This is a genomic window from Ruegeria sp. BHSB064 (genome assembly GCF_059613205.1).
The window spans coordinates 1-6,503 of sequence record NZ_JBXWSB010000182.1 but is presented as its reverse complement, the minus strand read 5'-3'; the positions used below and the strand labels follow the sequence as shown (position 1 = coordinate 6,503).

Genomic DNA, 6,503 nt, shown 5'->3' with positions numbered 1-6,503 from the left:
CCCGGCGATGGGGTTTGAAGACTTCGAGCGTTTGGTCGAAGAGACAGCCCGCCGCGACGACCGTGTGGTCTGGGGCCAGCGTGTCGAAGTCGACCTGATGGCGCGCAGCCCGGTTCTGGTTTGGCGCAACGCGACACGCATTCGACTAATTCAGGCCTTCAGGCAGGTCCATGGCGCACCAGAGACCGAGTTATTGGAGGGTGAGCCGCTGATTTGTGACGGGATCGAATTGCCGTTGAAACATCGCAAGAAACGGCTGGATCTTGAGGCGCGCGGGCTGATCAAGGGAGCTCAGGTCGTATATTTGGGGCCGGGGCGAAAGCCGGGCTTTTCGCGGTTGCACGTTATGGGCGCCGAAGACCCTCAGGTCAGCGCGGCGTCGATCGTACAAATCGAGAAACCGGACGAGGAAGAACCGTTCATTCCCTTTGCGGCACGTATGGGCGCAACGTTCCTGCACGGGGCGGCGGTGACGATCCACAAGGCGCAAGGTTCTCAGTGGGACACGGTTCAGGTATTTGCACCGGACATCTACGCGGCTGCCCGTATGGGCCGGACCGAGGCCGGTCAACCCTTGTGGAAACGTCTGGCTTATGTGGCGATCACGCGCGCGCAAGAGCGGCTGATCTGGGTGGTGCGCAACCGTTTGTCGAAACCAACTTACCCGCTGCGGGTGGATGACCTGCGGGCTGTCCCGGCGGCGTCACTGACATTGGAGGCGGAAGAGACATGACATCCATCATCGTTACCGGCGCAAGCTCAGGCATTGGTCTGGCCACGGCGGAACTGTTCCTGGCCCAGGGGTGGACGGTTGGCGTGCTGGCACGCAGTTCGGACAAGTTGAATGCAATGGCGCAGAAACATGCCAACGCGGTTTCCTTACCTGCTGATGTAACAGACCCTGAGGCTGTGAATACTGCGTTCCGAAAGTTTACGGATCAGGTTGGGCGTCTGGATGTCTTGTTCAACAACGCGGGCATTTTTGCGCCGGGCGGTACCATTGACGAAATCGCGTTGGAGGATTGGTATCAAAGTGTCAACGTCAACCTGAACGGCATGTTCCTTTGCGCTCGCGAAGCCTTTGGGATCATGCGACATCAGGACCCTCAGGGTGGGCGCATCATCAATAACGGTTCGATTGCCGCCCATGTTCCACGTCCGAACTCGGTGCATTATTCCGCGACAAAACATGCAATCACCGGGCTGACCCGCAGCTTGTCTTTGGACGGGCGGTCCTTTGGAATAGCCTGTGGTCAGATCGACATTGGGAATGCCCGCACCCAGATGGTTCAGGGGCTGGTGGACGCTGCGCAGGCGGCGGGCGACACGCCTGACCCGACCATGGCCGTCGAAGACGCTGCGCGATCGGTTCTGCACATGGCCAACCTGCCGCCCGAGGCGAATGTTCAGTTCATGACCGTCATGGCCACGACCATGCCTTACATCGGTAGGGGGTAGAACTTACTTTTCGCGCAACAAACGGAATGCCGTCGAAGCGCCCCAACCTGCCGCAATCGCGATGACCAGAGACATCAGACCGTACCAGACAGGTTGCTGACGCGACATGTTGTACAAGAACCGCTCGAGGCCGACTTTGCGAACATCAATGGTCGTTTCGTACTGCGAAACCACCTCACCACCGCGCGTCAGGAAAATACGGGCGGTATAGTCCCCCTCGGTCAGGTCTGCAGGCATGTCGATTGAGGTGCGGAACAGGGTTTGTTCGTCCACAGCCACCGTGTCTTCGCGGATGGAATACAAGTCTTCGTTCTCGCGAATGCGCACCACCGCGTCTGCGAAATCCTGCGCGCCGCGGATGTGCATCGCGGCACCAACGGATCGGATCGCACGTTCTATCGAAATGCGATAACGAAGGTCTTCGGTGTCGGTCAGAATGTCATCCAACGGTCCGCTGGTCGCGACGGCATAAAAGCTGGGCGCAAGATCGACGAGGACACTGTCGGTGTTGACCCAGATCCCCAGCTTCCGTTCTTTGCGGCGTACCGTGACAGGCTCAGACGGGCCAGCGACCGCAACGATGACCTCGACCGGTGGGCCGGACGGAATCGGGGTTTCCCGTTTGATAGCCCCGAAGATCAGAATCTCGGACCCGTCAAAGGTAGCCGTAATTGCGACGCGATCCTGGCTGAGACCCAGCACAACCTGTTCTTCCGCAGCGAATGCAGGCAGGCACATCAGACAAAAGGCGGCAATGAGTGATCGCAGCATTCTCAGTGCCCTCCGCCGGTTCCAAGCGAATAAAGCTCGGCAGGTTCCAGAAGCAGATCAAGCGCAAGCTTGCCGCACACCGCCAGAACCAAAGCGGCCAGCAGAACGCGCAATTGCTCCGCTGGCATACGCGCGCCAATCACAGTACCGATCTGCGCGCCAATCACACCACCAACCAGCAGCAGAACCGCCAGAACAATGTCCACCGTATAGTTCGTGGTGGCGTGCAGCATCGTGGTGAAGGCCGTCACAAAGATGATTTGAAACAGCGATGTGCCGACAACGACCTTTGTGGGCATGCCCAACAGGTAGATCATGGCGGGAACCATGATAAAGCCGCCGCCGACCCCCATGATTGCAGACAAAACCCCAACGCAAAGCCCAACCAAAACGGGCGGAATGACCGAGATGTAAAGACCTGACGTGCGGAATCGCATTTTGAAGGGCAAGGCGTGAATCCAGCCGCGCTGACGGCGTTTGGCGGCAACAGCTCCGCCTCTTTTTGCCTTTCGCAGTGCCCTTAGGCTTTCGACGAACATCAGGCTGCCGATGACGCCAAGGAAAACGACGTAACACAGTTTGACCAGCAGATCGACCTGACCCAGGCTTTTGAGATAGTTGAAGACAACCACACCCAAAGCGGCCCCGATCAGGCCCCCGACCAGCAACACCGTTCCCATCTTAAGATCTACGGTTTTTCGTCGGAAATGGGCCAGCACACCGGAAAAGGACGACGCGACAATCTGGTTGGCCTCGGTCGCAACAGCCACCGCTGGCGGAATGCCGATAAAAAACAGCAGCGGCGTCATAAGAAAACCACCGCCGACTCCGAACATTCCGGACAAGACGCCAACCATTCCACCCAAACCAAGCAGGAGGAATGCATTCACCGAGACTTCGGCTATGGGCAGGTAAATGTACATAATACCGTCACTTTGTGTTTTGCGTCGCCGCGCTGCCGCATGCAGTCCATTGGTAAGCCATTGATGCAGTTTTTTGCATGTATATCATTGTCACATGCCTCCCGGCTCGATGAGCCCAAAGATGTCTTCTGATTGCAAAACGAGATCAGCTTCGATTTTGAAGGCACCGCCCAACGTTAGGGAAGCGCCGACAGAAACTTTGGCTATGCGCAGATAGACTTGCATACCCCCTTAGAACGGGTGCGGCATGCAAAATCAACTCTGCATGCCGCTCTGCAGCGAACAGGACCCAGAATTGATCCTGAACTGGACTTATCAGCGTTCCTTCACGTACGGTTCGCCACCGGCGCGTGGGGGAACGGCTTTGCCGACAAACCCGGCCAGAATCACAACTGTCAGGATGTAAGGCAGGGCGTCCATCACCTGTACCGGGATCACAATCCCACCCAGATCGATATTCTGGAATCGCAGGGCAACGGCTTGCAACAGGCCAAACAGCAGACAGGCCCACATGGCATGCCAGGGGCGCCATTTGGCAAAGATGAGCGCTGCCAGTGCGATGAACCCGCGTCCGGCCGTCATTTCCTTGACGAACCCGGCCTGCAATGCGGTGGCCAGATAGGCGCCAGCAATACCGCACAAAACGCCACAGATCGCGACTGCCGCGAAGCGCAGGCCAACCACGGACACGCCCGCTGTATCGACCGCTGCCGGGTTTTCACCCACCGCCCGCAATCGCAGGCCAAAGCGGGTGCGATACAGAACCCACCATGTCGCCGGAACCATCAGAAACGCCACATAGACCAGGATCGAGTGACCCGAGAGCAATTCGGAATAAATCGGGCCGATAATCGGCACACCGCTGATCGCTTCTGCAAATGGGAAATTGATGGGCTCAAATCGCCCACCTCCAAACAGGGACGGTGTCCGCCCGCCTTGCTGGAACCAGCTTTGGGCGACCAGTACGGTCAAACCCGAAGCGAGAAAGTTGATCGCCACGCCCGAGATAAGCTGATTGCCCCGGAATGTAATTGACGCCAGCCCGTGAAGCCCCGATAGCAGCAATGAGGCTGCGATGCCCGCTAGTAAGCCCAGCCAAACCGAGCCGGTAACCGCTGCGATGGCTGCGGAAAAGAATGCCGCCATCAGCATTTTGCCTTCAAGGCCAATGTCAAAGATACCAGCACGTTCCGAATAAAGCCCGGCCAGACAAGCCAGCAGCAGCGGGGTGGACAGGCGAATGGTCGAATCCAGGACCTGGATGAGGGTAACGAAGAATTCCATCACTCAGCCCTCTTCCGCATACCAAGGAACAGTTTTTCAAGCGGCATTCGCACCATGTTGTCCAGCGCTCCGGTGAACAGAATGACCAGCGCCTGAATAACAACGATCAGCTCACGCGGGATCGAGGCCCACAAAGCCAGTTCCGCCCCGCCCTGATAGAGGAAGCCAAACAGCAAGGCGGCCAGAAAAACGCCAAACGGGTGGGACCGACCCATCAGTGCGACGGCGATTCCGATGAAACCCGCGCCCTCGGTCGAGTTCAGAACCAGCCGCTCTGCCTCGCCCATAACGTTGTTGATGGCCATCAAGCCCGCCAGCGCGCCCGAAATGAGCATGGCTATGATGGTGATCCGCACGGGCGAAATACCAGCGTAAACCGCCCCGGTTTCCGAATGGCCATAGGCGCGGATTTCATAACCCAACCGGGTCCGCCAGATCAGCGCCCAGACAACGACACAGGCCAGCAGCGCGATGAAGAAGGTGATGTTCGCCGGAGCCCCCCGGAACACCACATTCTCAGCGGTCGAGAACATCGACTGGAAGGTCGGCAGGTGAACGGTTTCAGGGAATCTTGCGGTGGCCGGGTCCTGCGATCCTTGCGGGCGCATGACATTGACCAGCATGTAGTTCAGGAATGCGGCTGCGATAAAGTTGAACATGATCGTGGTGATCACGATGTGGCTGCCGCGTTTGGCTTGCAAATAGGCCGGAATGGCGGCCCAAAACGCGCCGAACAGCATTGATGCTGCGCAGGCAGCAAGCAAAGCTATGCTCCAATGGGGCCAGTCGACATAAAGGCAGACCATGGCGACGCCAAGCCCGCCCAGCATCGCCTGACCTTCGCCGCCGATGTTAAAGAGGCGCGCATGGAACGCCACGGCAACTGCAAGTCCGGTGAACATGAAGTTTGTCGCATAGTAGAGCGTGTAGCCCCAGCCATAGGTCGACCCCAGCGCGCCGGTCACCATAAGCTGAACCGCTTCGATCGGGTTTTCTCCGATGGCGAGGATGACCAGCGCCGACAAGATAGCGGCCAGTATCAGACTGATCAGCGGGATCAGAACGACATCGGCCCATTTGGGCATTTTTTCCATGTTACGCGGCCTCTCCCGCAACACCGGCCATCAACAGGCCCAGTTCTTTTTCATCCGTCTCATGGGGCAGTCGTTCACCCATGATGTGTCCGTCAAACATCACCGCGATCCGGTCGGAAAGCGAGAAGATCTCTTCCAGCTCGACCGAGACCAACAGAATGGCCTTGCCCTGATCGCGCAGAGCGACGATCTGCTTGTGAATGAACTCGATCGCGCCAATGTCTACGCCACGTGTTGGCTGGCCGACCAGCAGCAGATCCGGGTTGCGCTCGATCTCGCGTGCGACGACGATCTTTTGCTGGTTGCCACCCGAAAAGCTCTTGGCCGCCAACCATGGATCCGGCGGGCGGACATCGAATTTCTCGATCTTGGCTTCGGTATCGGCGCGCAAGGCGGCATTGTCCATAAAGATGCCGCGTTTATATGCCGGGTCACGATGATATCCGAAGGCGACGTTCTCCCACGCGTGGAAGTCCATAATCAAACCTTCGCGCTGCCGGTCTTCCGGCACATGTGCGATATGCTGCGCGCGGCGGGCCTGACCGTCCGATCCTGCGCCACTCAGCGCCAGAGGCTGACCATTCAATTTGATCGTGCCCTGACCGGGGCGCATGCCGCCCAGTACCTCAAGTAGCTCGGATTGCCCGTTGCCGGCCACCCCGGCGATTCCGACGATTTCACCAGCGCGGACGGTCAGATCAATGCCTTTGACCCGTTCCACACCTGTCGAATCGAAAACGCTCAGCTTTTCTATCTCAAGGATGGGCTTGCCGGGTTTGGCAGGCACTTTGTCGACCTGAAGCAGAACCTTGCGGCCTACCATCAGCTCGGCCAGCTCTTCAGGGCTGGTTTGGGACGTTTTTACAGTTGCCGTCATCTGTCCCCGTCGCATGACCGAGACGGTGTCGGTATTCTCCATGATCTCACGCAGTTTGTGCGTGATCACGATGATCGTTTTCCCCTCGGCCCGCAG

At 58.2% G+C, this 6,503-nt stretch carries 7 protein-coding genes; 2 read left to right on the top strand and 5 right to left on the bottom strand.

Annotation, left to right across the window (positions count from 1 at the left end; genetic code table 11):
• Together AC2FNU_RS23380 and AC2FNU_RS23375 are read left to right on the top strand one after the other, a co-directional pair.
• On the top strand, positions 1–733 hold a 733-nt coding region (locus AC2FNU_RS23380), incomplete at its 5' end, for an ATP-binding domain-containing protein (RefSeq protein ID WP_496793381.1).
• Positions 730–1,458, top strand: coding sequence for an SDR family oxidoreductase (locus AC2FNU_RS23375; RefSeq protein ID WP_496793376.1), 729 nt, complete (start codon positions 730–732; stop codon positions 1,456–1,458). The genes AC2FNU_RS23380 and AC2FNU_RS23375, both read left to right, overlap by 4 nt.
• A 3-nt stretch (positions 1,459–1,461) precedes the next feature.
• On the opposite strand, the gene AC2FNU_RS23370 is transcribed toward AC2FNU_RS23375, so the two are convergent.
• From AC2FNU_RS23370 to AC2FNU_RS23350, 5 genes are all read right to left on the bottom strand, one after another.
• Positions 1,462–2,229 (bottom strand): TIGR02186 family protein, encoded by a 768-nt coding sequence (locus AC2FNU_RS23370; protein WP_496793372.1) that lies wholly within the window; start codon positions 2,227–2,229, stop codon positions 1,462–1,464.
• A 2-nt stretch (positions 2,230–2,231) separates the two neighbouring features.
• Positions 2,232–3,152 carry a sulfite exporter TauE/SafE family protein gene (locus tag AC2FNU_RS23365; RefSeq protein WP_171093632.1) on the bottom strand — a complete coding sequence of 307 codons (921 nt, stop codon included), beginning with the start codon at positions 3,150–3,152 and terminating at the stop codon, positions 2,232–2,234.
• A gap of 315 nt (positions 3,153–3,467) precedes the next feature.
• Entirely contained in the window at positions 3,468–4,436 is a 969-nt protein-coding gene (locus AC2FNU_RS23360; RefSeq protein ID WP_480800835.1) for an ABC transporter permease, read from the bottom strand.
• Positions 4,436–5,530, bottom strand: coding sequence for an ABC transporter permease (locus AC2FNU_RS23355; protein ID WP_480800836.1), 1,095 nt, complete (start codon positions 5,528–5,530; stop codon positions 4,436–4,438). Before AC2FNU_RS23355 ends, AC2FNU_RS23360 begins: the two co-directional genes overlap by 1 nt.
• Position 5,531: 1 nt before the next feature.
• Positions 5,532–6,503 (bottom strand): ABC transporter ATP-binding protein (locus tag AC2FNU_RS23350; protein ID WP_496793363.1); only part of this gene is annotated, 972 nt, incomplete at its 5' end.